Annotated in this window: 21 protein-coding genes; 5 read left to right on the top strand and 16 right to left on the bottom strand. The window is 64.8% G+C overall.

Annotated elements, in window-relative coordinates; genetic code table 11:
• Positions 1-34 precede the first annotated feature (34 nt).
• Together C8K18_RS29320 and C8K18_RS29315 are read right to left on the bottom strand one after the other, a co-directional pair.
• Positions 35-3,910, bottom strand: coding sequence for a DUF748 domain-containing protein (locus tag C8K18_RS29320; RefSeq protein WP_107710683.1), 3,876 nt, complete (start codon positions 3,908-3,910; stop codon positions 35-37).
• A gap of 211 nt (positions 3,911-4,121) precedes the next feature.
• Positions 4,122-5,555 (bottom strand): DUF1254 domain-containing protein, encoded by a 1,434-nt coding sequence (locus C8K18_RS29315; RefSeq protein WP_107710682.1) that lies wholly within the window; start codon positions 5,553-5,555, stop codon positions 4,122-4,124.
• A gap of 276 nt (positions 5,556-5,831) precedes the next feature.
• On the opposite strand from C8K18_RS29315, the gene C8K18_RS29310 reads away from it, so the two are divergent.
• The gene (locus tag C8K18_RS29310; RefSeq protein WP_258196216.1) at positions 5,832-8,153 is read left to right on the top strand and encodes a cation-translocating P-type ATPase; all 2,322 of its coding nucleotides are present in this window, start codon (positions 5,832-5,834) and stop codon (positions 8,151-8,153) included.
• 197 nt (positions 8,154-8,350) lie between these two features.
• Positions 8,351-10,324 carry a methyl-accepting chemotaxis protein gene (locus C8K18_RS29305; protein WP_107710681.1) on the top strand — a complete coding sequence of 658 codons (1,974 nt, stop codon included), beginning with the start codon at positions 8,351-8,353 and terminating at the stop codon, positions 10,322-10,324.
• Positions 10,325-10,466: 142 nt separating this feature from the next.
• Here C8K18_RS29305 and C8K18_RS29300 read toward each other — a convergent pair whose 3' ends face one another.
• The 7 genes from C8K18_RS29300 to C8K18_RS29275 form a co-directional block, all read right to left on the bottom strand.
• The gene (locus tag C8K18_RS29300) at positions 10,467-11,078 is read right to left on the bottom strand and encodes a flavin reductase family protein (protein WP_006047536.1); all 612 of its coding nucleotides are present in this window, start codon (positions 11,076-11,078) and stop codon (positions 10,467-10,469) included.
• Between the two features lie 160 nt (positions 11,079-11,238).
• A complete protein-coding gene (locus C8K18_RS29295; protein ID WP_375135822.1) occupies positions 11,239-12,201 on the bottom strand; it encodes a 3-hydroxyacyl-CoA dehydrogenase family protein in 963 nt (320 codons plus the stop codon).
• A 113-nt stretch (positions 12,202-12,314) separates the two neighbouring features.
• Positions 12,315-12,620 carry a hypothetical protein gene (locus C8K18_RS29290; RefSeq protein ID WP_006047534.1) on the bottom strand — a complete coding sequence of 102 codons (306 nt, stop codon included), beginning with the start codon at positions 12,618-12,620 and terminating at the stop codon, positions 12,315-12,317.
• Between the two features lie 427 nt (positions 12,621-13,047).
• Positions 13,048-13,206 carry a hypothetical protein gene (locus C8K18_RS33425; RefSeq protein WP_006047533.1) on the bottom strand — a complete coding sequence of 53 codons (159 nt, stop codon included), beginning with the start codon at positions 13,204-13,206 and terminating at the stop codon, positions 13,048-13,050.
• Between the two features lie 195 nt (positions 13,207-13,401).
• The gene (locus C8K18_RS29285) at positions 13,402-13,710 is read right to left on the bottom strand and encodes a hypothetical protein (RefSeq protein WP_107710680.1); all 309 of its coding nucleotides are present in this window, start codon (positions 13,708-13,710) and stop codon (positions 13,402-13,404) included.
• Between the two features lie 188 nt (positions 13,711-13,898).
• Complete coding sequence (locus C8K18_RS29280) at positions 13,899-15,515, bottom strand: hypothetical protein (protein ID WP_258196215.1); 1,617 nt, start codon at positions 15,513-15,515, stop codon at positions 13,899-13,901.
• A gap of 128 nt (positions 15,516-15,643) precedes the next feature.
• Positions 15,644-16,330 (bottom strand): MgtC/SapB family protein, encoded by a 687-nt coding sequence (locus C8K18_RS29275; protein WP_006047530.1) that lies wholly within the window; start codon positions 16,328-16,330, stop codon positions 15,644-15,646.
• A gap of 227 nt (positions 16,331-16,557) precedes the next feature.
• On the opposite strand from C8K18_RS29275, the gene C8K18_RS29270 reads away from it, so the two are divergent.
• Both C8K18_RS29270 and C8K18_RS29265 read left to right on the top strand, forming a co-directional pair.
• Positions 16,558-17,667 carry an AGE family epimerase/isomerase gene (locus C8K18_RS29270; protein WP_107710678.1) on the top strand — a complete coding sequence of 370 codons (1,110 nt, stop codon included), beginning with the start codon at positions 16,558-16,560 and terminating at the stop codon, positions 17,665-17,667.
• Between the two features lie 241 nt (positions 17,668-17,908).
• The gene (locus C8K18_RS29265; RefSeq protein WP_006047528.1) at positions 17,909-18,112 is read left to right on the top strand and encodes a cold-shock protein; all 204 of its coding nucleotides are present in this window, start codon (positions 17,909-17,911) and stop codon (positions 18,110-18,112) included.
• 111 nt (positions 18,113-18,223) lie between these two features.
• On the opposite strand, the gene C8K18_RS29260 is transcribed toward C8K18_RS29265, so the two are convergent.
• On the bottom strand, positions 18,224-19,846 hold the full coding sequence (locus C8K18_RS29260; RefSeq protein ID WP_107710692.1) for a methyl-accepting chemotaxis protein: 1,623 nt from the start codon (positions 19,844-19,846) through the stop codon (positions 18,224-18,226).
• Positions 19,847-20,115: 269 nt separating this feature from the next.
• Between C8K18_RS29260 and C8K18_RS29255 the strand changes: the two genes are divergently transcribed.
• The gene (locus C8K18_RS29255) at positions 20,116-20,550 is read left to right on the top strand and encodes a PaaI family thioesterase (RefSeq protein WP_107710677.1); all 435 of its coding nucleotides are present in this window, start codon (positions 20,116-20,118) and stop codon (positions 20,548-20,550) included.
• Between the two features lie 60 nt (positions 20,551-20,610).
• On the opposite strand, the gene C8K18_RS29250 is transcribed toward C8K18_RS29255, so the two are convergent.
• The 6 genes from C8K18_RS29250 to C8K18_RS29225 all read right to left on the bottom strand — a co-directional run bounded on the left by C8K18_RS29250 (position 20,611) and on the right by C8K18_RS29225 (position 26,009).
• A complete protein-coding gene (locus C8K18_RS29250; RefSeq protein WP_029967367.1) occupies positions 20,611-21,459 on the bottom strand; it encodes an ureidoglycolate lyase in 849 nt (282 codons plus the stop codon).
• Between the two features lie 77 nt (positions 21,460-21,536).
• The gene (locus C8K18_RS29245; RefSeq protein WP_006047524.1) at positions 21,537-22,280 is read right to left on the bottom strand and encodes an SDR family oxidoreductase; all 744 of its coding nucleotides are present in this window, start codon (positions 22,278-22,280) and stop codon (positions 21,537-21,539) included.
• A gap of 55 nt (positions 22,281-22,335) precedes the next feature.
• Positions 22,336-23,166 (bottom strand): amidohydrolase, encoded by an 831-nt coding sequence (locus tag C8K18_RS29240; protein ID WP_107710676.1) that lies wholly within the window; start codon positions 23,164-23,166, stop codon positions 22,336-22,338.
• A gap of 7 nt (positions 23,167-23,173) precedes the next feature.
• Positions 23,174-24,214, bottom strand: a complete 1,041-nt coding sequence (locus C8K18_RS29235; protein WP_053859733.1) for an aldo/keto reductase — start codon at positions 24,212-24,214, stop codon at positions 23,174-23,176.
• 112 nt (positions 24,215-24,326) lie between these two features.
• Entirely contained in the window at positions 24,327-25,640 is a 1,314-nt protein-coding gene (locus tag C8K18_RS29230) for a UxaA family hydrolase (RefSeq protein WP_107710675.1), read from the bottom strand.
• A gap of 42 nt (positions 25,641-25,682) precedes the next feature.
• Positions 25,683-26,009, bottom strand: coding sequence for a UxaA family hydrolase (locus C8K18_RS29225; RefSeq protein WP_006047520.1), 327 nt, complete (start codon positions 26,007-26,009; stop codon positions 25,683-25,685).
• Positions 26,010-26,015 lie beyond the last annotated feature (6 nt).

The raw sequence follows: 26,015 nt of genomic DNA, 5'->3' as shown, positions 1-26,015 counted from the left end.
CGACGCGACTACGACGGCGCGCACGTGACGTTACTCACTTCAGCCCGAAATCAACGCGCGTAGTCGCGCCCTTGTCCTTGATGCCGTCCGCGTCGAGCTTCGGCGCGACGACAAACACCCGGCTGCTGTCGATCTTGCCATCCAGATACTGCTGCACGCTTTGCGCCCGCTGCTGCGCAAGCTGCCGCAGGCTGGCCTCGTCGATGGGCGCGTTTGCTGCGAGCGCGCTCTTCATGTCGTCGTCGGGCAAGGACTTCGTCAGGCCGACGAAATTGCGCGGCTTCTTGAAGTCCGCAGACTTGTAGGCCTTCGTCAGATACTTGTCGTATTCCTTCGGATCGACGGTGACGCTCGACAGGTCCACGCTCTCCCCGTTGCCCACCACGTCCTTGATTTTCTGCTGCTTGACGAGGCGGTCCACGTAGCGCATGCGCAACGCGGGCTCGTCGATCTTCGGGTCGACGCGGCCGATCAGATCCATCTTGATCGACGGCTTCGCGCCGAGCGCCTTCACGATCGTCTCGAGCTTCTTCGTGTCGGCGTCGGTGAGTTGCGCGGAGCCCGGTTCGAACTCGACGTAGCCGAGTTCCTCGCCGCTGCCGCCGAACGCGTTCGCGATCAGCGAGAACGGCGCGGTCACCGCCTTTTGCAGCAGATTCAGCACCGCATGCCAGATCAGGCCGCCAATGCTGAACTCGGGGTTCGACAACGAGCCGGACACCGGCAGATTGACGTCGATCTCGCCGCGCGAATTTTTCAGGAGCGAGATGGCGAGCCGCACCGGCAGTTTGGTCGCCGTGTCGTTCTCGATGTGATCGCCGAACGTCAGTTGGTCAATGAACAAATGGTTGTCCGCGTTCAACTGGTCGTTCTCGAGCTTGTAGTGAAGATCGACGTTCAGCTTGCCCTTGGTGATCGGATAGCCCGCGTATTTCGCGGAATACGGCGTGAGATTGGTCAGCTCGATGTCGTGCGCGCTCGCGGTCAGATCGAGCGCCGGTTTCGCGATCAGCGGATTGACGGTGCCGCGAATCGACAGCGGGCCATTGGCGGCCAGCTTCGCCGCAATGTCGACGGGCGCGGACGTGGTCGACTGCGTGCCGAATGCGCCGACGGTGCCCTGAATGCCAACCAGGTTCGCCGTGAAGTTCGGCTTGATGAAGTTGTCAGTGTAGGTCACGCGGCCTTGCTGCAAGACCAGTTGGCCGAAATGCAGCTTGACCGGACTTTGCGGCGGTGTTGCGGCAGTGACAGTGGCGGGCGTGGTGGGCGCAGCGGTCGTGGTAGACGACGCCGGCGCGGACGCTGACGCCACGATCGGTGCCGACGCGGCAACCACGGCCGAGGCCGTCGGCGGCGTCAACGGCACGGGTTCCGCGCCGTCCTTGGCGTTCTTGTCGCGCGTGAGCGACTGCGCCGCGCCGCTCTGATGCGCGACGACATCGTTCAGGTTGAGCTTGCCTTGCGCGTCGAGCAGCACGCGTCCATAGAACTTCGTGAAGGTGACGCGCTCCGCGTCCACCGACGTGCCGCGCTCGTCGTAATCCGCCTTCAGCCCGGTCAGCGCGAGCGAGCGCCACCCGGCGAACGGATCGGAGGTGGCCTTGTCGAGCATGCGCACGTCCACGAGCGCCACATCGCCGCGATAAGTCGCCTTCAACGACTTCGCCTGAGTCAACGCAAGATCGCCGCTGCCGTTGAGCAGCGCGCTCGCAATCGTCGCATTCAACTGGCTGCCGAAGTACGGTTCGAACGCCGCCGCGTCCAGCCGGTTCGCGTTCACCTTGACCGCAACCTTGAGCGGCGTCGCGGTGACGTCGCCCTTCAGGCCAAGCGTGCCCTTCTTGTTCAGCGTGGCTTGCAGTTCCACGGGCAGCGGACGGCTCAGGTCGTCGCTGATCTGCTGCACTTTCAGTTGCAGCGGCGCGATGCCGAGTTTGACCGGCTGCGGCGTGGTGTTGTCGGTGAAATTGGCGGTGCCGTCCTTCACGTTCAGCTCGCCGATCTTGTAGTGCCATGCCGGACCTTCCGCCTGCGCCTTCTTCACAGCATGAATGGCCGTGCGTTTCGGCTCCGCCTCATGCGGACCGGCGAGCGACGCAAGGTTGATGCTGCCGTCTTTCAGCCGTTGCACGTCGACGGCGAGGCCGGTCGTGTCGACGCTCGTCACATCGGCGGTGCGCGCGTTCAGGTCCACCTGCTTGACCTTGACGCTGCCCTGCGCGAGCGAGATCACAGGAGCCTTCGCGCCGCGCGTCGTCAATTTCAGCGATTGCAGATCGAGCTGCGAGTCCGCGACCATCACCGCGGCCGGCGACTTCGACCAGTTCGCGCCGATGTTGGCGGTCGTCGAAAGCGTGCCGTCGGTAACTTGCGCCACGGTTGCCGCATCGAGATAAGGTTGCAGCAGCGGCAGATTCAGCGACTTGATATCGAGTTTGGCGCTCGCGGTTTTGGCGGCCAGGCTCAATGCGCCTGCGACGCCCAGTGAACCGCCGCTGCGTTTGAGGTTCGTGTTGAGCGTGTAGTGCGCGGGCGCGGTGGCGAGCGTCGAAAAATCGGTCAGCGTGACCGCGAGCTTTTCCATACCGACGTCGACGGGACGCGACGTAGCTTCGTCGCGTGCGTTGACGGTGCCGTCGTTCAGTACGAAGCGTTTGATCGAGAGGTCGAGCGGCGGTGCGGGTTTGTCCGCGCTTTTTTGCGCTTCGTGCTGAGCGTTGTTCTGCGCGCCGCTTGCCGCAGATGCAGCCGACGGTGCCGCCGCTGCGGAGCCAGGCGCCGGCGAACTGGCGGCTTGCGCCGCATTCTTCGCAGGCGCGGGGGCAGCCGAAGGCGCCGGCGCGGGGGCGAACATCTTCTCGACGCTCAGCGCTCCGTTCCTGTCGCGCGCGAGATTCGCAATCGGCGCGTCGATACGAATGTCGTCGAAGTGATAGACGCTCTTCAGCGGCTCGAGCGTGCGCGCCGCGACATGCACCGCGCGCGCGGCGAAAAACGGCGCCTTGCTTGCGTCCCGCACATCGACATCGTTCAGATCGACGGTGCCTGCGACGCGCAGCGTGGGCGCGTCGTTCGACATCACGAAGTTGAGCTTCAGATCCGTCGAGAGCTTGCCCGCCTGCACGATCACCGGCAATTTGGTCGGCACATACGAAATGAGGCGCGGCACGTCGAGCCCTTCGAAGCGCAACGACACTTCCGACTCGCGCGACGCGGCGAACGGTTTCGTCTTGCCGTCGATGGCAAGCGGGCTGCCGTCGATGCGCGCGCGCAGCAACGGCTCGACGAAGATATCGGTTTTCGACGGCAACGTGGCGATAAACGGAATGCCGAGCTTCCATTGATCGATCACATGCGTCGCGCCGAGCAGTTTGTCGTCGAACGTAATCTGGCCGTTCTCGAGACGAATGTTCGACACGGAGAAGAGCGTCGGCTTGCTGTCGGGCGTGCTTGGCTGCTTCGAGAATTTCTCGATCAGATCGGTGAAATTAAAGCGCTGCGCGTCGTAGCGAACAATATGAAAACGCGGCGAATCAAGCTGTATTTCATCGACAATCGGCGCCGCGCGAAACAGCGAACTCCACGACGGCTGAACAATAAGCCTTTCGATGTCCACGAAATCGCCCGCGCCGCCGCGCTCGCCGATATGCACGCGGTCCGCTTCGAGTTTCAGCGTATAGGGATTGAGCGCAATGCGGCCAATCGTAGCGGGCCGGTCGAGTTGCTTGCTGAGCTGTTGTTCGGCGATATGGCGAATCAGCGGCGGCGCCGCGAAAAAGCCCAGCAGTCCGAACACTACGATGAAGATCAGCAGACCGGTGATGACGCGACGTGTGCGGCGCGACTGCGCGACATCGCGCATGGTCTGCATGGAAGACGCGAGTGATGCTTTATTGATGCTTGCCATGCTCGGTTTTGGGTAATGCGGCGGCAAGCCGGCCGCGACACGAAAATCCCGCAAGCGGCAGTATAAGTCGTGAATCTTTCGTCGGATAGAAATGTAAGCCGTGCTTACACAATCGCCGGCGCTCTACAACCGCGCGTCCGTCATTGACCGCGAAGTCGTGACGGACGCGCGCTGCCGGCCTTCGAATCTTGCCGACTATGCGAAGCGCAAGTTACTGACGCACGACGGCGGGCGGCTGCCAGGTGCCGTCGGTGGCTTGAGGCTTCGGCGCATAAAGGCGCAGCACGAGTTGCAGATCGGCGCGCGGCGCCGGCAGCCAGTTGCCGCTCTTGCCGCGCGTCGACGAGACCGTGACATCAAGCGATCCATCGCGATTGCGGCGCGCGCCGTTGCGATCGCCGACCGCAATACGCGCCGGCGCGCTTTCGCCGAGCGCGCCGTCCTTCGTATAAGCGGTGATCGACCAGAAGCCGCGCACCGGCGGCAACTGATTCGGCGCGAAGTGAATCACATAGCGATTCGCGCCGTTGAGCGCGTGACCGTCGCTGTCCTGAGTGACGACCGCGCGCACTTCATCGTCTTTCGTGCCGATGCCCGGCTGCGCGAAAGCGGCGTAAGCGCGCAGCGCATAGTCGGGGCCGTAGCTACCCACGCCGTCGCCGAACCAGCTCCAGCCGTTGCCCGTCAGCAGGTTGGACGGCGGCGTGACCACGCGCTCGTGGCCGTCGGCAAGACCCGCTGCAATGGCGTCCGATGCGCCCGGCAGCTTCACCGGCTGGCCCGGCGTCACGCCAAGGTCGGAGAGAAACTTGAGCGCGTGCGGATCGGCCGGCGTCGGCGGGTTGTCGGGCAGCGCCTGCGCGAGCCGGTTGAAGAAGCCGTTTGCGTCGAGCGCGGCGACCTGCGCGGCGGGCGTGCCGGATGCACCCGCGGCGCCAATGGCGCCGGTGGGCGCATCGGCATTACTGCGCGGCGGCGCAATCGACGCCGAGCGCGTGCTGCCCGCGTACACCGAAAGCGGCGCCACGCGAATCGCGCGCTGCAGTTTGCGAACCGCCGTCAGATCGCGCGTGCCGTTCGACTGGACGCGCACGCTCACCCATGCGTTGCGGGTCGGCACGTCGACGCGCTTGACGTTTTTCGGCAGATCGCCCTGCCAACCCGGTCCGACGAACGCGATGGCCTGCGCCTTGATGCCGTTCGCGCGCGTCGCGAACTGGTCGGCCGTCGACCACACCACGTTGGTCCACATATCGAGCACGCGGGCGTCCACATAGCGGCCGCGCGAGTCGGGCAGCGCGAGGATCACCGGTTCGCTGCCGACGTCGAGCCAGCCGGTGGAGTCCAGCGTGTCGAGGCTCGGCTGCATCGGATTCGCCGCGCCGATGGGCGGCAGCGCCTGCGCATGGCGCAGTGTATTGAGCGGCGCCTGGCCGGGCTCGGTGCCGACGGCCGCGTCGCGCGCCACACCCATCAGCACCAGTGGATAGCCGAATACATAGGAATCGGCGACTTCGTCCTTGATCCAGCCGGTGGATTTTTGCGTCGTGGACGGCGTCGACGCGCAACCAGCCAAAAATGCGAGGCCTGCGAGCGATGCGCAGGTCCAGTAATTCGTAAACACTGCTCGGCGATTTTTTATCATTCGTTCAGAGGGCGGAACGTGCTGTCCAAAGGGAGACGCCGGCGTGAGGGCAACAGTGCTCGCGCGGTCTCCCAAAACCAGCGCAGCCAGTCCGCGTTGCATCGCCGACAACATCGCGTTGTATCGTATCCGCGCTCACCAGGCAAGCGCAAAGGCGTGAATCGCTGATTGCCGCAAAGCCCGGCGCGTGGCGAGACTGCGCTTGACCTTCCCATCATGGGAAGGTCGATACTAGGCTTCATCATGCGGCCGATGCCGCCACGAGCCTTCATCACCATGACCGAACTTGCCGCTGCTGCCCGTCCTGCCGACGCCGATCCGATCCACACCGCCGAGCTGGAAATCGGCGGAATGACCTGCGCGTCGTGCGCGATGCGCGTCGAAAAAGCGCTGGCGAAGGTGCCGGGCGTCGCCGGGGCGTCCGTCAATCTGGCGACCGAGACCGCGAGCGTCAATCTGATGAGCGATGCGGCGACCGGCGCGGCGGTCACTGCCGACGCGCTCATCGCCGCCGTCAAGAAAGCCGGCTACGAAGCCGCGCTGGTCGCGCCGCCGGACACCGCGCCGGAATCAGTCGATGCCGGCCCGTCCAGCGCTGCCGGCGCTTCCGGCGCCGCCGCGCCGTCCGCCGCCGAGCGCAAACGCAGCGAGGCACGCCGCGAACTCGCGGCCGTGCTCGTCTGCGCTCTGCTGACGCTGCCGCTCATCGTCCCGATGATCGCCGCATGGTTCGGCACAGAGGCGATGCTGCCGGTCTGGCTGCAGTTCGGCCTCGCGTCGGTCGTGCAGTTCGTGTTCGGCGCGCGCTTCTATCGCGCGGCCTACCGCGCGGTGCGCGCCGGCGCGGGCAACATGGACTTGCTGGTCGCGCTCGGCACGTCGGCGGCGTATGGCATCAGCGTTTATCAACTCGCGCGTCATCCAGACGACGCGATGCATCTGTACTTCGAAGCGTCGGCGGTCGTCATCACGCTCGTGCGCTTTGGCAAATGGCTCGAAGCGCGCGCGAAGCGCCAAACCACCGACGCAATCCGCGCGCTCCAGGCGCTGCGGCCCGAGCGCGCGCGCATTCGCGTCGGCGCGGGCGAGCGCGAAGTGCCGCTCGCGGAAGTGACGGTCGGCAGCGTCGTGATCGTGCGGCCGGGCGAACGCGTTCCGGTCGACGGAGCGGTGCTCGAAGGCCGCACGCACATCGACGAATCGCTGATTACCGGCGAAAGCCTGCCCGTCGCCAAACAGACTGGCGACGCGGTGACCGCCGGCTCAATCAACGGCGAAGGCGCGATTGCCGTGTCCACCACCGCGACCGGTGCGGAAACGACGCTCGCGCGGATCATTCGGCTTGTCGAAAGCGCGCAGGCCGAGAAGGCGCCGATCCAGCGGCTCGTCGACCGCGTCAGCGAAATCTTCGTGCCGGCGATTCTGGCGATTGCGGCGCTCACGCTGATCGGCTGGCTGCTGGCGGGCGCCGGCGGCGAAACGGCGATCCTGAACGCGGTCGCGGTGCTGGTGATCGCCTGCCCGTGCGCGCTCGGCCTGGCGACGCCGGCCGCGATCATGGCCGGAACCGGCGTCGCGGCGCGGCACGGCGTGCTGATCAAGGACGCCGAGGCGCTCGAAACCGCGCATCGCGTGAATCTTGTCGCGTTCGACAAAACCGGCACGCTGACCATCGGGCAGCCTTCGGTGACGGCGTTCGAACCGGTCGGCGAGATCGCTCGCGATGAAGCGCTCGCGCTCGCGGCAGCCGTGCAGCGCCAAAGCGATCACCCGCTCGCGCGGGCCGTCGTCAGCGCGTATGAGGCGGCGAAATCCAGCGCGCACGCGCTGACTGCGAGCGACGCGCGCGCCGTGGCCGGTCGCGGTGTCGAAGCCGAAGTCGGCGGCCGCAAGCTGGCGCTCGGCAGCACCCGTTGGCTGGAAGAACTGGGCGTCGAACTTCCGCCGCCAGTCGCCGCGCGCGCCCACGAACTCGAAGCGGCCGGCAATACCGTGTCCTGGCTCATGCAGCTCGATCCGTCGACGCCGGTCGCGCTCGCGCTCATGGCATTCGGCGACACCGTCAAACCGACCGCGCGCGCGGCCGTCGCGCGGCTCGCGGCAATGGGCGTGAAAAGCGTGCTCGTGACCGGCGACAATCGCGGCAGCGCGGCGAGCGTCGCGCAAGCACTCGGCATCGACGAATTTCATGCGCATGTGCTGCCGGATGACAAGGCTCGCGTGATCCGCGATCTGAAAATCCGCAGCGCGGGCATCGTCGCGATGGCCGGCGACGGCATCAACGATGCGCCCGCGCTCGCCGCCGCCGACATCGGCATCGCGATGGCGACCGGCACCGACGTCGCGATGCACGCGGCCGGCATCACGCTCATGCGCGGCGACCCGGCGCTCGTGGCCGATGCAATCGACATTTCGCGCAAGACGTGGCGCAAGATCCAGCAAAACCTGTTCTGGGCATTCGTGTACAACCTGATCGGCATTCCGCTCGCCGCCTTCGGCTTGCTGAATCCGATGCTGGCCGGCGCGGCCATGGCGTTCTCGAGCGTGAGCGTGGTCACAAACGCGCTGTTGCTGCGCACGTGGACGACGAAGCGCTGACAGGCTGACGGGGTGTTCAGGCGCTGTCAGACGGTGCGTTGAGACGTGCAAACAGGCGCTTTGAAGCGCCGCAGTATTACGAAATGCTTCCAGTTCGCTAAAGGAAGCGTTATCGGCGGCCGTAAACCAGACACGATGCCGGCGGGTGCCTGCGCGCCCGCCGTGCATCGTTTGTCCTTCTTACTCCGCACACGTCCATGAAATCATTCTCTTTGCGCGGCGCCAGCGTCGGCGCGCGGCTCGCCGTACTTTCGTGCGTGCTGGTCGCGTTGATTTTCGCCTCGTTCACGTGGGCGCTCACGCGCAGCGCCGGCAAGCAGGTCAGCGACCAGGTGCTTGAACGCATCGCCGAAAAAGATCGCTCGATCGCCGCGATGATCAGCTTGTTCGACAAGGCGCTATCCGCCGAAGTGGACCGCTCGACGTCGCTGTTCGCGAGCTTCCTGCCCAGCACCTATACGCTCGACGAAACGCAGAAGATCGACGTGAACGGCGTCGCCACGCCCACGTTCAAAGCCGGCGACAAGGTACTGAACATGGACTTCACTATCCCCGACCAGTTTCTCGAACGCAGCGGCGCGGTCGCCACGATCTTCGCGCGCACGGGCGACGACTTCGTGCGCGTGACGACCTCGCTGAAGAAACAGGACGGCTCGCGCGCAATCGGCACGCTGCTCGACCGCAACGGACCGGCGTATGCGCTCGTCGTCGCCAACAAGACCTATACCGGGCTCGCCGCGCTGTTCGGCAAGCGCTGGATCACGCAATACCGGCCGGTGACGGACGCGAGCGGCCGCGTGATCGGCGCGCTGTTTGTCGGCGTGAACGTCGATCCGGAAATCCAGCAGGTCCAGGACGGCATCCGCAAGCTGAAGATCGGCGACAGCGGCTATTACTTCGTGGTCAACGCGTCGAAGGGCGCGGACCGCGGCAAGCTGGTCGTGCATCCGGCCGCCGCCGGCCAGAACGCGGACAACGCGAACGCGCCGTATCAGCAAATGCTCGACATGAAGGAAGGCCGGCTGGAATACAGTTCCGCCGACGCCACGCTTGGCGAGCAAGGCGCGCGCGACAAATTCGTTTCGTTCATCACCGTGCCGGAATGGCAATGGCTCGTGGGCGGCGTCGCGCCGCGCGACGAAGTGATGGCCGAAGTCAACGCGACGCGCAATCACTTCCTGATCGCTGGCTTCGTGCTGGTCGGCGTGTTCGCGGTCGTGTTTCTGTTCGCGGTGCGCCGCCTCGTCAGCCGGCCGCTCGACGAAGCGGTCAAGGCGTCCGAGCGCTTCGCGTCGGGCGATCTGAGCGTGCGCGTCGCCCAGGGCGCAAGCGGACGCGCCGACGAAATCGGCCGCCTGATGCGCTCGATCGACGGCATCGGCGAAGGTCTCGCGCGCATCGTTTCGCAGGTGCGCAGTGCGTCGACGGATATGTCGGAAGGCACCGAGAAGATCGCCACGGGCAGCGGCAACATCGCCTCGCGCATCGCGACGCAGGCCAGCAGCCTGGAAGAAACCGCGGCGAGCATGGAGCAGATCACGTCGACGGTGCAGCAGAACGCCGATCACGCATCGCAAGCGAATACGCTGGTCACGCGCGCGGCGGACGCGGCGCTCGAAGGCGGCCGCGCGGTCGAACGCGTGGTGTCGACGATGGGCGACATCAGCCGCTCGTCGCAGAAGATCGCCGAGATCACGAGCGTGATCGAAGGCATCGCTTTCCAGACCAACATTCTTGCGCTTAACGCGGCCGTCGAGGCGGCGCGCGCTGGCGAGCACGGCAAGGGCTTCGCGGTCGTCGCCTCGGAAGTGCGGGCGCTCGCGCAGCGCAGCGCGGCTTCGGTGAAGGAGATCGAAGGTCTGATCGCCGAATCGACGGCGACCGTGCAAAGCGGCTTCCAGATCGCCGAGCAGGCCAGCTCGACGATGCAAGGCATCGTTCAGCAGGTCGGCCAGGTGCGCGCGATCATGGGCGAGATCAGCGTGGCGTCGCGCGAGCAGTCGGGCGGCATCGAGCAGGTCAATCTCGCCGTCACGCAGATCGGCGAAGCGACGCAGCAGAACGCGACCATTGTCGCGGAAGCGGAAGAGGCGGCTGCGGAATTGCGCGACCATGCGGCGCGTTTGGCGCAAGTGGTTAGCGTGTTTAAGCTTGAGAGTGGGCGGGATTGAGTGGGTTCGAGGCGCGGTTGAAGGTGCTCGTGGCGGGACTCAGCCGCGCTCCAAGGATCGGTCCAAGCGTGCTCCTGCTGTGCATTGCTCGGGCTGTACGTTGCTCGGGCTGCGAGCGCGCCACATCTGCAGAGGCCTGCTGTTACGCGGTCGGCCTGAACATCTCGAACATATTGCCAATCTCCGCGTAATCCGCGCGATAACCGGCGCGCATGATGGGTTGCGCGGCGTGCGTATCGAACAATCCATCCTTCAGATAAGCCTCGTTGATGTGCACGCCGACCACCTGCCCGAGCGACAGGTAGTTGTCCATCGGCTTGCCGTCGAGAGTATGCAGCCGCACGACCTGCAGCAGCTTGCATTCGAGCGCGGCCGGCGATTCCGCGACGTGCGGCACCTGCACGTTACGCCCCGGCGCAGGCGTGAGCCCCGCGAGCTCGAATTCATCGACATGCGGCGCAACCGGCGCGGACGAACGGTTCATCTGCTCGGCGAGCGGTTTCGTCGCGAGATTCCAGACGAATTCGCCGGTGGCCTCGATGTTGGAAACGCTGTCTTTGCGGCCCTCGCTGCAAAAGCCGATGATCGGCGGAAAAGTCGCGAACGCGCCGAAAAAGCTGTACGGCGCGAGATTCAGCGTGCCGTCGGTGTCGCGAGAAGAAATCCATCCAATCAGACGCGGCGCGACGATCGCCTTGAACGGATCGTGCGGGAGATTGTGGCCGGCGGCAGGGTCGTAGAAGTAGTGGGACATGGGTGTGGCGCGTGTTGGAAGGATGATGGGTAGTTATAGCGCAGAGCCGTGGCGGGCGGTGCAACATGCGTTTAACAGGTTTTAGCTTGTAATTTTCGAATACAGGCTTAAGCCTGTATTTGCGATTTATATGCCTTAAGTCAGCCGTATCGCCGTAACCCTACCCCCGCCCGATCACCCGCTTGCGCCCTTCCTTCACCTGCGCGAGATGCGCTTCGTCCCAGTCATAAAACCCGGCACCGCTGCGCACGCCGACGCGCCCCGCGTCCACCTGCTGACGCAGCAGATCGAGCACGTCTTCGTCTTTCGCGAGCTCGGGCATCAGATGCGTGGATATATCGAGGAAAGTGTCGAGCCCGCCCATGTCCGCCGCCTCCAGCGGCCCGACGATTCCCCAGCGGCGCCCAAGCGACGCCTTCATGACGCGGTCGACCACATCCGGCGTTGCCGCGCCCGAGCGCACGATGTTCAGCGCCTCGCGCAATACCGCGAACTGCAGACGGTTGCCGACGAATCCGGGAATCGCCTTCGTCAGAACCACCGGCTCCATGCCGATCGCGCTCATCAATTCCGCGGTCTTTGCGGTGACGTCCGGCGCAGTCGCGCTTCCCGGCACCACTTCGACGAGCGGAATCATGTGCGGCGGATTCCAGAAATGCGCGATGACAAAGCGCTCTTTTGCGCGCAACGGCGTGACCAACTGATCCGGCGGGAAGCCGCTTGTGTTGCTGGCGAGAATGGCGTCGTCGGCGAGAAGCGTCGACAGCTTTTCGTATAGGCGGTGCTTCAGTTCCAGCACTTCTGGAATCGCTTCGATGACGAAATCGGCGGAGCGCATTACGTCCAGCGCGGCATGCGTCTCGATATGCGCGAGCGCCGCCTGCTTCGCCTCCGGCCCGATGCGGCCCGCGTCGATCAGTTCGTCCAGCACCGCTTCGGCTTTCGGCACGACGCTCGCGAGACGAGCCGCGTCGACGTCATGGACGACCGTCCGGTGTCCGTGCAACGCGCTTTGCGTCGCGATGCCGACGCCCATCAACCCGGTACCCACTACGCCTATCACTGCCTTTGCTGCCTTGCTCACGCCGCTACCTCGCTGACAATCCATAAAGCGTTGAAGCATAGCGCAGCCCGAGCATGCGTCATGCCGAACGCGACAAAGCCGGCCTTCCTCGCGGAAGAGCCGGCTTTGTCAGCTTCGCGCCGTTTCAGGCGGCACGAAGGTTCATGCGCGAATTAGTAGCGCGCAGGCGGACGGTGCTCGTCGCGGCCGTGGTGACGCGGATCATAGTCGTGCGGGTGATGACGCATCCACTCGTCGTGCTGCCAATAGCGATGGCCGTCGTAATAACGATCGCCGTGCCAGCCGATGTCGATCGACACGCCGACCGGCATCATATGCGGCTGACCATAAACGACCGGCGCCGGGCCGTGTTCGACGATGACGCGTTCCTGAGCGGACGCGCCGCCGGCTGCCAGCATGGCGCCGCCGGCCAGCAATGCCGCGACGATAGTCCGCGATGTCTTGTTGAAGGCTTTCATGGTTCTCTCCCGTAAAGTTCGGATCAAGCCGGCGCCGCGCTGCATTTGGCCGGGTTTTGGGCCTGCACACGACGCCGTGCGCTTGAAAACCACTTTAACGACGCAAACCGCATGAAGACGTGAGCACTTGTAAGCGCACATTTCAAAGATAGGGACGGATGGCGTTAGCGCCTTCTCGGCTGAGACCTGCGGGCAATAAGGCTCTCGGGGCCGAGCGCGCGCGTTGCGCGGCGCAATCACGTCAGCCGCCGTTACATTCATTTCGGCGGGGAAATATAAGACGGCAGAGAACCCGCTGAAGCGGCGCGCCAGGCGCCGAATAAACAAAAGCCACGGCACGCTTTCGCGGGCAGTGGCTTGAAATGATGCGCGCGCACTCGAGGTGCGCACCCGGCGCTTTAACGCGCGCGGGCCGAACAGCTTGCTATTAGTCGGTCAGCTTGATGCCGAACAGCGTGGCTTGCGCCTTGCGCTGACGCTCGGCTTCGCGGGCGCGTGCCGCGTACGAGTAGTCCGCGTCCAGCGGCAGGTGGGGCGACGTAAAGAGGTCGCTGACCTTTTGAAACAGTGCAAAGATGAAGCTCATGGCGACTCCCGGTTAATTGCTGCATTTGCTAGGGTTTTCCCTTAAGAAGAATTATAGGGTTTTCCCTAGGCGAAAGCTAGTGCAGCGCAGCAATAATTCGGGGGTGCGACGCCTGGCCGCATCTGCGGACATATTGCGTTGCAACATTACAACGTCCCTGTTTTTTGCCCGCGTTCCGTTTGTCGGCGTCAGCGCTTATTGCAGCGTCGTCGGCCCTCCTTTCAGGCTGGCCGCTCGCCGCTTCGCCGGCCCGCTTTTGCGCGGGTTGACGGCGGCGGCGTCGACGGAGCCTTCCGCCGACGGGTCAGCCGCCACCAGCGTCGCGCTGTTGACGGACACGATCAGCCCCGGCAGCGTGCGCGTCGGCTGGTCTTGCGGCTTCACGGCGGCGCCGGTGGCCGAGAACTCGATGTTCAAGGCCCAGTGTCCGTCGTGTATGCCCTGATCGCGCAGAAGCGCGGCGATCAGATCGTCGATGGAATATTTGTGTTCGCTCGTCGGCATGTGGCTCGGGTCGAATGAGGCGCTGGCGTGTCCGATTCGGCTTCGCGGCAGCATGCAGAGTGTAGAGCGCGCGATTGCGCTTGCGGCGGACAGCGGGCGGCGTCCGCCTTACGGCGTCTATCCGGGCGAGGCTGTGGAAATCGCGGCGCGGCCGGCATTGCGCCGGCGCGGCGGGGACTCGCGGACGATCAGCGCGTGGCGGTCTTCGGCTTGTGCGCGTGTTGAGTACGGACGGCGCGCTTGCCGTTCGCTGTCGGCGTCGTGGTGGCTTGCTGCGGTGCTGCGCCCGCTGCAGCGCCCGCCGTCGGCATCACGGCCGGGGAAGCGGCCTTGGCGGCGGCGGCATTGGCCATCGCCAATTGGGTGTCGAGCAGACTGGCCATCGCGGCCTGCTGGTTTTGCATCATCTCTTCGACGCGATGCTGCTGCGCCGTCGTCTCGCGTGTCAGGCGCATGAGAAGCAGCGTTTGCGTGATGCCGATCGCGACCGTCATCAGCAGCGCGCCGACCACGATCGACAGCATCCATTTCATGCGGCGCGAGTGGTCGGTCGCGGCGCGGCGCTGGTCGGCGATCACGCCGTACAACGCATCGACGGTGTCCGCGAAGGCGGTTGCACGCGCGCGGTCGAGTTCGGGTGCGGTGGGTGCGGCGGCGGCGGGTTCGGCGCGTTGGGCTTCTGTCGCTGCTGTCGCGGTTGACGTTGCGCCGCGCGCCGACGTCAGTGCAGTGGCGGTGCGTTTAGTCTCTGGCGCTTCGGTGGCCACGGTCGCAGTCGGTGTCGTATCGCGCGCCGAGGTGGGCGCGGTGACTGTGCGTTTAGTGTCGAATGCTTCTTTCGCTGCAGTTGCGGTTGACGTTTTATCGTGCGCCGACGCGGCCGCGGTGCCGATGCGTTTGGTTTCCGGCGCTTCTATGCCTGCGGTTGCAGTTTCCGTTGCGTCGCGCGCCGATCCAATCGCCGATGGCTTCGTCTCGTCCGCAAATGAGCTCGCAAATCTGTCCGTCGACGCGGCCGTCCGACGCGCTTGCGCGTCCGCCGCCCTGGACGACGCCACGCCTGCGGCCAACCCAAGCCCAGACTCCAGCACTACAGGCGCTCCGCCGCGCGGGCTCGCTGCAGTCGCATCCGCCAAGCCAGGCAGCGCCGCTTCCGTTCGCTCGGTCGAAGCCAACCGCTGCCCGGATTTGGCGTTCCCCTGTCTTGCGCCGTCACCAGCCGCCGAGTCCACACTCGCGCCGCCAGGCTCCACGGCCTGACGCAGCGCGGTCACGCTGCGCGCGACCGTCGCGGCCGCCATGGCCGGCGTAAGCGCCGAAGTGGCCAGCTTATCGCCGTCAGCCGAATCCACAGCCGACGATTCGCGCGCCACATCCGACGCAACGGCCGCCGACGGCTCGATCTCCAGCCCAGTCAATTGCGCGCTCACCACACCGGGTTCGTCACTCTTCCCGCCGCGACCTGTCCGCCGCGCCGCCTTACCACCATCCATCGACACACCCTCAGCCGACGCATCAAAAGCGCCCACCGCCGCGAGCACCACATCGGGCAATTCGAAGCCATGCAGCGTGCCCTGGCGGATGTCGATATTCATCGCTTCCAGCGTCGCGCGGGTGGGGTCGTCGGGGAACAGGTCGAGCGTGCTGTCGTCGCGCGCGACGTCGCTCAGTTGCGCGAGGCGTTGCGCCGAGCGCGCGGCGCGCGCCAGCTTCTTTTCGGTTTCGGTTGGGACGGTGGCCTGCCGACGCTTCTTCGAAGCGGCGCGCTCAGGCCGGGACTGCTTGGTTACTGCGGAATCTGCCATAGAGAAGAAAGCGGCCGTCGCCGGGGAGCGGGCGCCGGCACCGCTCGTCAAATGCCATTGGAATTTTTCGAGACCGCATTGTCGCATGGCGCCCACCGCCGCCGAAGCCATTCGCCGACGATTTTCGCTTAACCCGACGCGTCGTCCTGACGGAACTCCCTCACGCCCTGCAACTGACGCAAGCGCGTGCAAATCGCCTCGTATTCGACACTCGACACGCGATGCAGCGTGATCATCACCTCGTCGCATTCGGGTGTTTCGTCGCTCTGCTGCATCACGAATTGCTTCACGCGCGGGCTCGCCGCGCCCAGCTCGTCGTGCAGCGAGTGAAACGTGAGAGTGCCGCGCTCGACGAGCATCGTCACCTGGCGCCGCTGCTTCACGGTGATGAAGCGCCGCTCAAGCGGCTTGATGCCCGCGAGGATGATCAGAATGATGACGGTCGCCGCAATCGACGCCGTATAGAGCCCGCCGCCGACCGCAAGACCGATCGCGGCGACCGACCAGAGGCTGGCCGCCGTCGTCAGCCCGCGCACGATTTCGCCGCGCAGCAGAATCGAACCCGCGCCGAGAAAGCCGATTCCGGAGACGACCTGGGCCGCCATCCGCGAAGGATCGAGCACGACGTGTTCGCCGGTGAGCACCTCGGCAAAACCGTAGGCCGACACGATCATGATCAGCGCCGAGCCCACGCACACGAGCATGTGCGTGCGCAAGCCCGCGGCCCATGACAAGCGCTCCCGCTCGAAGCCTATGACGCTGCCGAGCGCCGCGGCCAGCACCAGACGGGAGATGAGATCAAAGTTGCCGAGCATCGTCTTCTCTCCTTCTTGAAGTTATTAAGCCTTTTCGCTGCCGATTTTGGGTGCCGGCTCGCATCCGTTTGCATTATGCTAAGCCGCGTGCCGTTGCTGGTTCCGCCGCTCCTGCTGCACCTGCCGCTCCTGTCGTACCCGCGAGGCAGGCCGCACGCCGCAGCCGCGCTGCCGCCGAACCCGGCCCGCTCTCACGGGCGCCTTGAAACCCGCGCTTGAATTTGATTATGCCCAGCACCCACTCTGACGCCGCCTCGACGATCGCGCTCGCCGCCGGCCTGCGCGACCACTTCAACGGCGTCATCCTGCCCATGTGGCGCGGGCCCGGTTTCAACCCCGCGCTCAGGTTGCCGTACGAGGCGCTCGTGGCGGAAGACCACCGTCCGGCGCCCGTCGAGCGTTACCGGGCAATGGCGTGCGCGCGTCAACTGTTCGTGTTCTCGCGGGCCGGCGATGCGGCCCACGCGCAAGTCCTGTTCGATTCGCTCACGCGCACTTTTCAGGACACGGAACACGGCGGTTGGTTCTACAGCGTGGACGCGCACGGCGCACCGCTCGACACCGTCAAAGACCTGTACACGCATGCGTTCGTCGTCTTTGCGTGCGCGGAATATGGCCGCCGCTCGGGCAATCGCGACGCGCTCGAGATCGTGCATTCAACGTCGGCGCTGATCCAATCGCGCTTTACCGCCGACGACGATCTCTTCAACGCCGCGCTCACCGCCGACTTCGCGAACGTGACCGGCACGCCGATCCAGAATCCGTTGATGCATTTGACCGAAGCGTGGCTCGCCGCCCGCGAGGCCACGCGCGACAACGCTTTCGACGCCGCGCTGCGGCGCCTCGCCGGCGCCGTCGCTCGTCACTTCGTGCATGCGCCGTCGGGCTGCATCGCCGAATTGCCGGTCGGCGCGCCGGACAATCGCCTGGAGCCAGGCCATCAGTTCGAATGGTTCTGGCTGGTCACGCAGGCACGCGAGCTGTTCGACGGCTCCGGGCTTGCGGAAGCGTTGCCGCGCGCGTTCGCCTTCGCGCAACGTCATGGCGTGGATCAGGAAACCGGCGGCGTGTATGCGTCGCTGAATGAAGACGGACAAGTCAAAGACCCGATCCAGCGCATCTGGGCGCAGACGGAATATCTGCGCGCACTCGCGAGCCACGACGATGCCGCCGTACGCGCGGCGCTGCCGCGGCAAATCGAACTGTTCCAGCAGCGCTTCCTGCGGCCGCAAGGCTGGTTCGAATGCAAAACCTCGGCCGGTGACGTGGCGCGCGCCGACATGCCGTCGACTACCCCCTATCACCTCGCCACCGCTTTCGACGCGTTACCGGCCTGAAGCGCCGAAAATTCCGGGGCGGGAACGGCCGGGGCAACCCTTAATACCAAGGGTTTACCCTGGTTCGAGTAATGCGTTTTTTGCGCCGTTGACACCGGAAAAACCCCCAAACCTGGGAATACCCGAATACTGGTTGATTGGCGTCCGTCATAAAGACGTGATACAACTCGTACTTCGCGCTCGATCTCGGGTTGAGAAGTAGCGGTCGCGAATGCAATACACAACATTTACTGGATTAAAAATGGCAACAGGTACTGTGAAGTGGTTTAACGATGCAAAGGGCTTTGGTTTCATTACGCCGGACGACGGCGGCGAAGACCTGTTCGCGCACTTTTCGGAAGTTCAAGGCAGCGGCTTTAAGTCCCTGCAAGAAAACCAAAAGGTGTCGTTCGAAGTGAAGCAAGGCCCGAAGGGCAAGCAAGCTGCGAACATCACGCCGGCCTAAGTACCCACGGTACTTTGAGCTTTGCGTAGGCGCTTGCGCCTGACAAAAAAATGGCCCGCTTTTGCGGGCCATTTTCTTTTTGCGGCTGCCTGATTTTTATGCGCAGACGATTTAAATCGCGCGCATTCGCGACAACGCAAATTGCGCAGATTGGACCGGCATTGCGTCGAACTGTTGTGTCCGCAACACAGCTTCAGAAATTTCGAAGACGGAAACCGCCTCCTTCAATTGCTGCGTCTGTTGATGCAGCGAAGCCGCCGCTGCCGCCGCCTCTTCCACGAGCGCCGCGTTCTGCTGCGTCATCTCGTCCATCTGAACCACGGCCTGATTCACCTGCTCGATGCCCGTGCTTTGTTCGAGCGACGACGCGCTGATTTCCGCCATCATCTGCGTGACGCGGGAAATGGACGCCGACACGTTGCTCATCGCCTCGCCGGCGTGCTCGACCAGCGCGGAACCGCCCTGGATTTCGGCAACCGACTCGCTGATCAGCGTCTTGATCTCCTTCGCCGATTGCGCGCTGCGCTGCGCGAGCCCGCGCACTTCGCCGGCCACGACCGCGAAGCCGCGGCCCTGCTCGCCCGCGCGCGCCGCCTCGACGGCCGCATTCAGCGCGAGGATATTGGTCTGGAACGCAATGCCGTCAATCACCGAAATGATCTCGGCAATCTTGTCCGAGCTTTGCGCGATGCCGCGCATCTTGTCGACGACCTTGTCGACCACTTCACTGCCGCGCGAGGTGGCCTCCAAAGCGGTCTCGGCGAGCGCATTGGCCTGACGCGCGTGGTCGGCATTCTGACGCACGGTGGCGGTCAGTTCCTCCATGCTCGATGCCGTTTCTTCCAGCGATGCCGCCTGGTTCTCCGTGCGTGCAGACAAATCGGCGTTGCCGGTCGCGATTTCATCGGCGCCAAGGTGAATCGAATCGGCGGATTCGCGCACGGTCTGCACAGTGCGAGCGACGCTTGCTTGCATCTTCGCCAGGCCCGAGAACAGCCGGCCGATTTCATTCGTGCCGCGCGCGGCGATCGGCTGATCGAGGCGCCCTTGAGCGATGCGCTCGAAGTGACGGCCGGCTTCCTCGAGCGGCGCGACCACGCCACGGCGCAACGCCAGATGCACGGCGAACGTTCCGCCGACCAGCGCCAGCAAAATCACAATGCTGACGACGCGGAAAGTCGCCATGCGCGCGTCGATCGAATCCAGCGACGCGCGGCTCGCGGCGTTACCGAACTGCGTGAAGTTATGGAGCTCGGTCAGATAGGCATCCTGGAACGACTGCGTCGGCTGATCGAGAAAAGCCTGAATGTTGTTCGCGTCGAGAAACTGCGCGAGCTCGCTGAGCGCGCCATGCAGCTTCTTGTAGCGCTCGGCGAGCGCCGCCGCGCGTGCGCCGTTTTCGTCGCTGGTTTTCGGCGCGCTCGAGAACGCGTTAAACGACCGCTCGGCGGCCGTGAGCTGCTCGCGGGCATGCTGGACGATGTCCGTCGGCTCCGCGCCGCCGCGCACCATCCGCGTACCGGCGCGCGACAGGTTGATACGCGCGTCCATCAGATGCTGAGTCGTTTCGTTGACGGCATCGACCTGCTTCAACGCGATATTCGCGAGGTCGCCAACGTCGTGATGGGTACGCGTCAACGACCAGAAACCCAACCCCACCGTGACAAGCTGGAAAACGCAGAACGCGGCCAGGACACACAACAGGCCGGATGCGACCTTGATCTTGCTGAACATCGTGAACACCTGAAGGCAAAGAATAACGGGAGCTACGTCAGGGTTAACGGCAGCATCAAAGCTGGCTGAAGATCAAATTCGTCAAAGTTCGCCTTACGGTGCGTTTACGTCGGCCATCGTCTGTATTTCTGTCGACCGACACAAGCATGCCGCGCAGATATTTCCGATTCACCTTGACGGCGTGCGTCGGCGCTTCCTAGAGTGGGTAGGGACCGACGAGCGCACCCTCGTGCGCGATGCCACCGCGGGCCTTCCTCGAAGGAAACACAATGACTGACCTACTCGACCGGGCGCGCGGCGCATTGCACGCCCAGCCGTTCAGCATGCTGTTAGGCGCCGAGCTGATGTACGCGGGCACCGGCGAACTCGCGCTGAGCCTGCCGATCCGCGACGAGCTGCGGCAGCAGCACGGCTTCGTGCATGGCGGCGTGATCAGCTATCTCGCCGACAACGCGCTCACGTTTGCCGGCGCGCTCTCCCTGGGGCCGAAGGTCGTGACGGGGGAATATAAGATCAACTATCTGCGTCCGGCCGTGAACGGGACGCTGATTGCGAGGGCGCAAGTGGTGTATGCAGGCCGCCATCAGGCGACCTGCCAGTGCAACATCTTCGTGATGGACGGCAACCGCGAGAAACTCGTGGCGGTTGCACAAGGCACGGTCAACCGGATCGGCGAGAACGGCGACCACGAACCGGCGAATTGAAGTTGCAGGCGCGAAGCTCATGCGCCGCGCGCCCCGCGCCCCGCGTCGGCCGCGAGCGTTTTACTCCGCCGCGTAGGTCTTCTGCGTTTGCTCGCCGAGACCTTCGATGCCGAGGCGAATCGTCTGCCCCGGCTTCAGATACACCGGATTCGGCTTCACGCCCATGCCGACGCCCGGCGGCGTGCCAGTGGAAATGACGTCGCCGGGTTGCAGGCTCATGCACTGCGACACATATGAAACCAGCTTGGCGACGCCGAACACCATCGTCTTCGTGTTGCCGTTCTGATAGCGGTGACCGTCCACTTCGAGCCACAGGCCCAGGTTCTGCGGATCGGCGACTTCGTCGCGCGTGACCATCCACGGGCCGATCGGGCCAAACGTGTCGAAGCCCTTGCCCTTGTCCCACGTGCCGCCGCGTTCGATCTGCCATTCGCGTTCCGACACGTCGTTGATCACGCAATAGCCGGCGACGTAGTCGAGCGCATTCGCTTCGTCCACGTACTTCGCGGGCTTGCCGATCACCACGCCGAGCTCCACTTCCCAATCGGTTTTCTTCGAGCCGCGCGGAATTTCCACGTCGTCGTTGGGACCGGAAATCGCGCTCGTCCACTTGTTGAAGATCACCGGTTCGGCGGGCACGGGCAGATTCGATTCAGCCGCGTGATCCGCGTAATTCAAGCCGATGCAGATGAACTTGCCGATCTTGCCGACGCACGGACCAATGCGCGGATTGCCTTCGACCACGGGCAGCGAGGCCGCGTCGACTGCACGCAGTTTGGCGAGGTTTGCGTCGGTCAACGCCGCGCCGTCGATGTCGGCAACCACGCCGGACAGATCGCGAATCTTGCCTTGCGCGTCGAGCAAGCCCGGCTTTTCCTGGCCTTTCGGCCCGTAACGAAGCAGTTTCATCGTTGCACTTTCCTCTGGGTTTCAGTGGTGTTCAGTTGGTACGTCAACGCGCGCCGGCTCAGGCAGGCGCGCATGAATCAGTTCGACCAGCCGCCGTCGATCACATGCGCATGGCCAGTCGTGAACGCCGACTCGTCCGACGCGAGATACAGCGCCAGCGCGGCGATCTCTTCCGGCTTGCCGATGCGGCCCATCGGCTGACGCGCGACAAACGCGGCCTGCACGGCTTCGAGCGTCGCGCCTTGCGCCGCGGCCTGCGCCGCGATTCGCTGTTCGAGCGACGGCGACGACACCGTGCCCGGGCAAATCGCGTTACAGCGTACACCACGCGTGATGAAGTCCGCGGCGACCGATTTGGTCAGCCCGACCACCGCCGCCTTCGACGCGCTGTACGCGAAGCGATTCGGCACGCCCTTCACGCTCGACGCCGCCGACGACATATTGATGATCGAGCCGCCGCCACGCTCCAGCATGCCTGGCAGGAATGCGCGGATCATCCGGTACATCGCCTTCGCGTTCAGGTCGAACGCGAAGTCCCAATCTTCCTCGCTGCATTCGAGGATCGAGCCCGCATGCACGAAGCCCGCGCAGTTGAACAGCACGTCGATCGGACCGATTTCGGCGGCCAATGCCTTGATCGCCTCGCCGTCGAGCACGTCGAGCTTGCGCGCCTCGACCGGCTTGCCGGCGAGGCCGTCGATGCGAATGTCCGTGGCGATCACACGCGCGCCTTCGCGTGCGAACATTTCCGCGGTCGCGAGCCCGATGCCTTGTCCCGCTGCGGTAATCAATGCTGTCTTGCCGGCCAGTCTTTGCGTCATCTACGACTCCAGTTGAATGGGCTTAACCTGTGTTGGTCTGTTTGCTTGGGTCACATCACAGTCGATAAAACGCTGCGGCGTTGCCGCCGAAAATCGCTTCGCGCTCGCTGTCGGCGAGCGACGAAAGCAGCGTGTTCGCCACCGAATGCCACAGCAGATAATCGCCGTTGAGTTCGAGCACCGGCCAGTCGCTGCCCCACATCAGCCGGGCGGGACCGAACGTGGTCAGCAGATGGTCGACGTAGGGCCGCAGCGTGTCTTCGGTCCAGCCTGGCGACGCCTCGGTCGCGAGTCCGGACAGCTTGCAGTGCACGCCGGGCAACGCGGCGAGCCGCGTAATTGCCTCGGCCCAGGTCTGCCAGCCCGCCTGACCGTAGCGGATCGGCGGCTTCGCGCCGTGGTCGACCACGATGCGCAGCGCCGGAAAGCGTCGCGCGAAGGTTTCAACGTGTTCGACGTGCCGCGCGTAAATCAGCGCGTCGAACGCGAGGTCGTGTGCGATCAGCGCGTCGATGGCCGGCGCGAGATCGGGATTCGCGATCCAGGTGTCGTCGGGCAGATCTTGCAGCATCGGGCGCACGCCCTTGAACTTGGGCTCGTCCGCGAGCGCGTCGATCAAAGCCGGCGCGGTGGGCAGCAGCAGCGGCACCCAGCCGACCACGCCGGCAATCGACGGCTCGTTGCGCGCGATGTCCAGCAAATAACGCGTTTCGTCGATGGTCGGCGCCGCCTGCACGACCACCGTTTTCTCGATGCCGGTTTGCTCCCGCAACGGCGCAAGATCCGCCGGGCCGAACGGCCTGTACAGAATCTCGAGCTCCGGCGTGAGCCATTCGTAATCGCCGCGGGCGGGGTCCCAATAGTGCTGGTGGGCATCGATACGCATGTTCGGATCAGTCCTCTGGCGCGGGCGCGCGGGCGTCGAGCAGGCCCTCGTCGCGCAAGGCGGACCACAAGGCCGCCGGGATGGGCAACTCGAACGACGCCGCGTTCTCGCGCAGTTCTTCGGCACTGCGCGCGCCGGTCAGCACGGTGGCGACCGCCGGATGCGCATACGGAAACTGCAAGGCCGCGGCGGCGAGCGGCACGCCGTGCGCGCGGCACACCGCTTCAAGCCGCGCAACGCGCTCGATCACTTCGCGCGGCGCCTCGCCGTAGTTGAATTTCAGATCGCCTTCGACGCCGCGCGCCAGAATGCCCGAGTTGAAAGCGCCGCCCAACAGGATGCTGACGCCGCGCTGTTCGCACGCCGGCAGGAGGTCGTCGAGCGTCGTCTGTTCGAGGAGCGTATAACGGCCCGCGAGCAACGCGCAATCGATATCGAACTCGGCCATCGCGTCGAGAATCACGGCGCTTTCGTTCACGCCGAGTCCCACGGCTTTCACCGCGCCGGCTGAGCGCAGTTCGTCGAGCGCCCGAAAGCCGCCGCCTTCGGTCAGTTGCCGCCAGTAATGCGGATTGTTGTCGCCGTGCGTGACGCGGCCAATGTCGTGCACCAGCAAAATGTCGATGTCGACGATGCCGAGCCGCTGCTGGCTGTCTTCGAACGAACGCAGAATGCCGTCGTGCGTGTAGTCGTAAATCGCCTCGAAGGGCAGCGGATTTTGCCAGCCTTCCTTGCCGTCGTAGGGCGTCGTGCGCGGCACGAAGCGGCGGCCTACCTTGGTCGACAGCGCATACTCGCCACGCGGATAGCGGCGCAATGCGTCGCCCAGACGATGCTCCGCCTTGGTGTGCCCGTAATGCGGCGCGGTGTCGAAATAGCGAACGCCGGCGTCCCACGCGGCCGCGATGGTCGCGTGCGCTTCTTCATCCGACAGGTCGCGATAGAGGCCGCCAAGCGGCGCGCTGCCGAGGCTCAAGCCGGTTAATTCCAGCGCGCTACGCCCGACGCGGCGGCGCTGCCGAACCTTCGAACCGATCGTTGCGGTCATGTACCCGTCTCCATCCTGGTCCCACTCTGTCGAATGAGCTTTTTATCACACCGCGAGCCGACGCTCAGTGCGGTTCTTCACTGCGGTTCTTGCGCTGCCTTCCTGCGCTGCGTTACTGCGGCTCGACCGCCACCACGCGACGCGGCGCCGCCACGCTCGACGGCAGGCACGCGGGCCCGACCGGCTCGAATGTCTTGTACGTCAGAATGAATTCCTGGTGGCCCAGCATTTCCGATTTCGACGCCGCGCCTTGCGACACCGCCACGGTCTGCTCGAACACCTCGCGGCCCACTTCGTCGAGCGTGCCGCGCCCTTCGAGAATGCGGCCTGCGTCGACGTCCATGTCGCCGGACAGATTGCGATATGTCGCGGGATTCGCGCACACCTTGATGACCGGCGAGATCGCCGAGCCCACCACCGAACCGCGTCCGGTCGTGAACAGAATCACATGCGCGCCGCACGCAATCAGTTCGCCGATTTCCGCATTGTCGCTGATGTTCGGGAAGCCGAAACGCGGCTCGCCGTCCGGCACCACGTCGAGCAGATACAGGCCGCCGGTCGGCGGAATATCGCCCGGCTTGACGATGCCCGCGATCGGCGACGCGCCGCTTTTCGCATACGCGCCGAGCGACTTTTCTTCCTGCGTGGTGAGGCCGCCGTCAGCGTTGCCGACCGCGAAACTGCCGTGCCCGAGAATCGAGTAATAGCGCGCCGCCTTGGCCACACACTCGACGATCGCATCGCCGAGTTCGGGCCGCGCCGCGCGCGTCTTCATATGAAACTCGCAGCCCACGAGTTCGCCGGTTTCCTCGAAGATGCAGGTCGCGCCCGCATCGATCAAATGATCGAACGCACGGCCCACGGCCGGATTCGCGGTGATGCCGCTGGTGCCGTCGGAGCCGCCGCAAATCGTGCCGACCACGAGTTCGCTCAGCGCCATCGGCACCTTCTGCTGCGCGGCGAGCTGCTCGCGCGCGCCGCGAACCCAGTCCACGCCATACTGAATCGTGCTGCGCGTGCCGCCTTTCTCCTGAATGGTCAGCACTTCGACGGGACGGCCGCTCGCGCGCACGACATCGACGAGGTAGTGCTTGTTCATGCTCTCGCATCCCAGCGACACGAACAGCACCGCGCCGACGTTCGGATGCGTGGTCAGCCGCTCGAGCATTTTCTCCGCGTAGCCGTTTGGATAGCAGCCGGGAAAGCCGATCAGATGAACCGGCGCTTCATGCGCGGCATGCGCGTCGCCGAACGCGTCGAGCGGCTCGCGAAACTGCGTGACGATCTCGCGCGCCACGTGATGCGCGCACTCGACCAGATACGCGACGGCAACCACGTTGCGGATGCCCTTGCGGCCGTCGCTGCGCAGGTAGCCTTGCAGCGTCGGCTGTTGCGCAGAGGCGCTTGCTACGGATGTCTCAGTCATGTTCGTTCCAGCGCGGCGCGAGGCCGCCTCGTGATGCGCAAATCAGTGGTGGACGAATTGATGACCCGCGTCGTGCGTGTACGTCGGCAGGTAATCGCTTTCGAGGTTGTGCGTATGCAGATGCTCGCCGCGCGGCACCGCTTCGGTGACGTGGCCGATCACGGCGCCGTAGCGCAGCACCTTGTCGTCTTTCGCCAGATCGCGGCGCGCCACCTTGTGCCCGAGTTCGATGGTCCGCGAGAGCGTGACGCTTTCGCCTTCGATCTGCACCTGCGTGCCGGCGTCGAGACGCGCCGCCGCGATCAGGCAGTTGTCGTCCGGACTGAGCAGGATCAGTCGCGGATCGGTTTCTTGTTGGCGGCTCGTCAAATGAGT

Origin of the sequence: Paraburkholderia sp. GV068, from assembly GCF_003058125.1 — a bacterium.
GTDB lineage: Bacteria > Pseudomonadota > Gammaproteobacteria > Burkholderiales > Burkholderiaceae > Paraburkholderia > Paraburkholderia graminis.
Note: the sequence above shows the minus strand (reverse complement) of the source record. Positions and strands in the feature narration are given on the sequence as shown.

What these genes read in the sequence shown, in the direction of transcription:
- C8K18_RS29320 (WP_107710683.1), bottom strand. Translation starts at nt 3,910, where the DNA reads ATGGCAAGCATCAATAAAGCATCACTCGCGTCTTCCATGCAGACCATG.
- C8K18_RS29315 (WP_107710682.1), bottom strand. Translation starts at nt 5,555, where the DNA reads ATGATAAAAAATCGCCGAGCAGTGTTTACGAATTACTGGACCTGCGCA.
- C8K18_RS29310 (WP_258196216.1), top strand. Translation starts at nt 5,832, where the DNA reads ATGACCGAACTTGCCGCTGCTGCCCGTCCTGCCGACGCCGATCCGATC.
- C8K18_RS29305 (WP_107710681.1), top strand. Translation starts at nt 8,351, where the DNA reads ATGAAATCATTCTCTTTGCGCGGCGCCAGCGTCGGCGCGCGGCTCGCC.
- C8K18_RS29300 (WP_006047536.1), bottom strand. Translation starts at nt 11,078, where the DNA reads ATGTCCCACTACTTCTACGACCCTGCCGCCGGCCACAATCTCCCGCAC.
- C8K18_RS29295 (WP_375135822.1), bottom strand. Translation starts at nt 12,201, where the DNA reads ATGCTTCAACGCTTTATGGATTGTCAGCGAGGTAGCGGCGTGAGCAAG.
- C8K18_RS29290 (WP_006047534.1), bottom strand. Translation starts at nt 12,620, where the DNA reads ATGAAAGCCTTCAACAAGACATCGCGGACTATCGTCGCGGCATTGCTG.
- C8K18_RS33425 (WP_006047533.1), bottom strand. Translation starts at nt 13,206, where the DNA reads ATGAGCTTCATCTTTGCACTGTTTCAAAAGGTCAGCGACCTCTTTACG.
- C8K18_RS29285 (WP_107710680.1), bottom strand. Translation starts at nt 13,710, where the DNA reads ATGCCGACGAGCGAACACAAATATTCCATCGACGATCTGATCGCCGCG.
- C8K18_RS29280 (WP_258196215.1), bottom strand. Translation starts at nt 15,515, where the DNA reads ATGGCAGATTCCGCAGTAACCAAGCAGTCCCGGCCTGAGCGCGCCGCT.
- C8K18_RS29275 (WP_006047530.1), bottom strand. Translation starts at nt 16,330, where the DNA reads ATGCTCGGCAACTTTGATCTCATCTCCCGTCTGGTGCTGGCCGCGGCG.
- C8K18_RS29270 (WP_107710678.1), top strand. Translation starts at nt 16,558, where the DNA reads ATGCCCAGCACCCACTCTGACGCCGCCTCGACGATCGCGCTCGCCGCC.
- C8K18_RS29265 (WP_006047528.1), top strand. Translation starts at nt 17,909, where the DNA reads ATGGCAACAGGTACTGTGAAGTGGTTTAACGATGCAAAGGGCTTTGGT.
- C8K18_RS29260 (WP_107710692.1), bottom strand. Translation starts at nt 19,846, where the DNA reads ATGTTCAGCAAGATCAAGGTCGCATCCGGCCTGTTGTGTGTCCTGGCC.
- C8K18_RS29255 (WP_107710677.1), top strand. Translation starts at nt 20,116, where the DNA reads ATGACTGACCTACTCGACCGGGCGCGCGGCGCATTGCACGCCCAGCCG.
- C8K18_RS29250 (WP_029967367.1), bottom strand. Translation starts at nt 21,459, where the DNA reads ATGAAACTGCTTCGTTACGGGCCGAAAGGCCAGGAAAAGCCGGGCTTG.
- C8K18_RS29245 (WP_006047524.1), bottom strand. Translation starts at nt 22,280, where the DNA reads ATGACGCAAAGACTGGCCGGCAAGACAGCATTGATTACCGCAGCGGGA.
- C8K18_RS29240 (WP_107710676.1), bottom strand. Translation starts at nt 23,166, where the DNA reads ATGCGTATCGATGCCCACCAGCACTATTGGGACCCCGCCCGCGGCGAT.
- C8K18_RS29235 (WP_053859733.1), bottom strand. Translation starts at nt 24,214, where the DNA reads ATGACCGCAACGATCGGTTCGAAGGTTCGGCAGCGCCGCCGCGTCGGG.
- C8K18_RS29230 (WP_107710675.1), bottom strand. Translation starts at nt 25,640, where the DNA reads ATGACTGAGACATCCGTAGCAAGCGCCTCTGCGCAACAGCCGACGCTG.